Annotated in this window: 3 protein-coding genes; all 3 read left to right on the top strand. The window is 61.8% G+C overall.

All coding sequences use genetic code 11. The features are described 5' to 3' along the window. The first annotated feature begins 84 nt into the window (after positions 1 to 84). The 3 genes from IE127_RS19545 (at position 85) to tnpC (ending at position 2516) form a co-directional block, all read left to right on the top strand. Positions 85 to 468, top strand: coding sequence for a transposase (locus IE127_RS19545; protein ID WP_189427485.1), 384 nt, complete (start codon positions 85 to 87; stop codon positions 466 to 468). Then, the gene (gene tnpB / locus IE127_RS19540) at positions 465 to 809 is read left to right on the top strand and encodes an IS66 family insertion sequence element accessory protein TnpB (protein WP_189427484.1); all 345 of its coding nucleotides are present in this window, start codon (positions 465 to 467) and stop codon (positions 807 to 809) included. The genes IE127_RS19545 and tnpB overlap by 4 nt, the downstream gene beginning before the upstream one ends. A 72-nt stretch (positions 810 to 881) precedes the next feature. After that, complete coding sequence (tnpC, locus tag IE127_RS19535; protein ID WP_189427483.1) at positions 882 to 2516, top strand: IS66 family transposase; 1635 nt, start codon at positions 882 to 884, stop codon at positions 2514 to 2516. The last annotated feature ends 22 nt before the right edge of the window (positions 2517 to 2538 follow it).

Raw genomic sequence — 2538 nt, 5'->3', positions numbered from 1 at the left:
GTAAGCGGGAAGCCCACCCCGTCTGGTGATGGCCGCTGTTGGGCGATATCGACATCCCAGTGTTAGTGAGGGGTGTCGTGTTCTATGTCTGCGACTATGCCTGGAGATAGAAGCTTTCACCTGATCGAGGCAGTGCCCGATCGGATGGAGGGCGCGCCGGTGGCGCAGCGACGTCGATGGTCCGATGCGTTCAAGGCCGAGATGGTGGCGCGCAGTCTTGAGCCCGGGACCAATGTCTCGGCGCTGGCGCGAGAGATTGGGATTTCTCCCCCACAGTTGTTTGGCTGGCGCACCGAGGCCATCAAGCGGGGTGAGGTGGAAAGACGTGATGAAGCGGCGGTCCCGGCACCCACGTCTCGTGTCAGCTCGATGATCGAGATCGAGGTCAACGACACAGTGATCCGGGTCGGCATCGATATCGGAGAAGACCATCTGCGGCGCGTGATCCGCGCTGTGCGGTCAGCATGATCCCTGCGGGCGTAAAGGTTTATCTGGCCAGTCAGCCCGTGGACTTTCGTAAAGGTCCAGACGGTCTTGTAGGTTTGGTGCGTGACGCTGGGGCAGATCCGTTCAACGGCGCGCTCTATGTCTTTCGCGCCAAGCGAGCCGACCGGGTCAAGATCGTGTGGTGGGATGGCACCGGGCTTTGTCTCTATGCCAAGCGGCTGGAGAAAGCAGCGTTCTGCTGGCCGCGGATTGGTAATACTCGGGTGAAGATGAGCTACGCACAACTGCTGGCGCTGATTGACGGGATGGACTGGAAGCGGGTGCGAACAGTATCCGTGAACCGCCCGCAATCTGCTGGGTAAAGTCTGCGGCAGACTGACTCAGGCAGCGCAAAAAGCCAGGCAATCGGGGGCGTTTTGTGTCATGATCGCGGCATGAACCCGGCCGATTTGCATGAGCTCCCAGACGACGTCGACGCCCTCAAGGCGATGATCGTGGCTACCCAGGCCAAGGTCGCTTCGGCCGAGCAAAGGCGCCAGGCGCTGGAAGCGGAAATCGCCACCCATGAGGCCGAGATTGCCCAGATGAAGGCGGACAAGGCTGCCGATGCTGACAGGATCGGTCGGCTCGAATCCATCATCGCCATGCTGCAGCGGGCACAATATGGAACCCGATCAGAAAAGCTGCGGATCGATCCCCTCGATGACGAGCAGATGGCTTTTGCCTTTGATGAGCTGCGGACCGGGCTTGGCGAGATCGAGGCCAAGCGCGAAAAGCAGTCCGGACAAACCGCGTCCCGTCCTTCACGTCCCCGGAAAGCGTTCGCACCGCACCTGGAGCGGATCGAAGAGGTGATCGAGCCAGAGGTGCCGGCCGAGTGCGAGGGCCTTGAGGCCGTGCGGATCGGCGAGGACGTCACTGAGCGGCTTGATGTGACGCCGGCCAAGTTCCGCGTCATCGTCACCCGTCGTCCCAAATACGCCTATCGCTTGGCCGACGGTGAGGATCGTATCGTGCAGGCACCGGCACCCAGCCATCTTATTGCCGGTGGCATCCCCACAGAAGCGGTGCTCGCCCAGGTGGCGGTCAGCAAATACGCCGATGGCCTTCCGCTCTATCGCCAGGAAGAGATCTATGCCCGTGATGGGGTGGAACTGGATCGATCGCTGATGGCGCAATGGATGGGGCGGCTCAGCTTCGAGCTCGAGCCACTCGCCCACCATGTTCTCAAGACCATCAAGCTCGGTGAGCGGATTTTTGCCGACGAGACCCGGCTCCCGACCCTGGCGCCCGGCACTGGCAAGGTGAAGACGGCCTGGCTTTGGGCTTATGCCCGCGATGACCGGACCTTTGGAGGATCAAGTCCACCGATGGTGGCCTATCGCTTCGAAGACAGCAGGTCTGGCGAATGCGTCGCCCGGCATCTGGATGGCTATTGCGGGATCCTGCAGGTCGACGGTTACGCTGCCTATAACCGGTTGGGCAAGACCAGTGGTGCCAATGACGCCATGACGCTTGCCGGGTGCTGGGCGCATGCGCGGCGCAAGTTTTTTGACCTCCACGCCAGTGATGGCTCGCCTTTTGCCGGCGCCGTGGTGACGGCGATGGCACCGCTCTGGGCCATTGAAGACGACATTCGTGGGCATGACCCCGATCTGCGCGCCGCCATCAGAGGCGAGAAGTCTGTGCCGATCGTGAGCAATGTGCTCGCCATGCTGGATCGGGAATTGCCCCGCATCTCGGGGAAATCGAAACTGGCCGAGGCCATCCGCTATACGCTCGCCCGGCGTGCTGTTCTCGAACGCTTCCTTGTCGACGGCCGTATCGAGATCGACTCCAACATCGTCGAGCGGGCCATCCGGCCCCAGACGATCACACGCAAGAACAGTCTCTTTGCCGGCAGTGACGGGGGCGGCCGCTCCTGGGCAACCATCGCAACGTTGCTCACAACGGCCAAGATGAACGGTATCGACCCCCACGCCTGGCTCACCCAGACCCTCGAGCTCATCGCCAATGGCTGGCCAAACAGCGACATCGACGCACTCATGCCGTGGAACTACCCGGGCTGAACGGTCTCGCCTTCTCGCTTAC

Origin of the sequence: Devosia pacifica (genome assembly GCF_014652635.1) — a bacterium.
GTDB lineage: Bacteria > Pseudomonadota > Alphaproteobacteria > Rhizobiales > Devosiaceae > Devosia > Devosia pacifica.
The sequence above is the reverse complement of the archived record's forward strand: the minus strand, read 5'-3'. Positions and strand labels throughout refer to the sequence as shown.

Coding starts and splice junctions, on each gene's coding strand:
- IE127_RS19545 (WP_189427485.1), top strand. CDS start 85: ATGTCTGCGACTATGCCTGGAGATAGAAGCTTTCACCTGATCGAGGCA.
- tnpB (WP_189427484.1), top strand. CDS start 465: ATGATCCCTGCGGGCGTAAAGGTTTATCTGGCCAGTCAGCCCGTGGAC.
- tnpC (WP_189427483.1), top strand. CDS start 882: ATGAACCCGGCCGATTTGCATGAGCTCCCAGACGACGTCGACGCCCTC.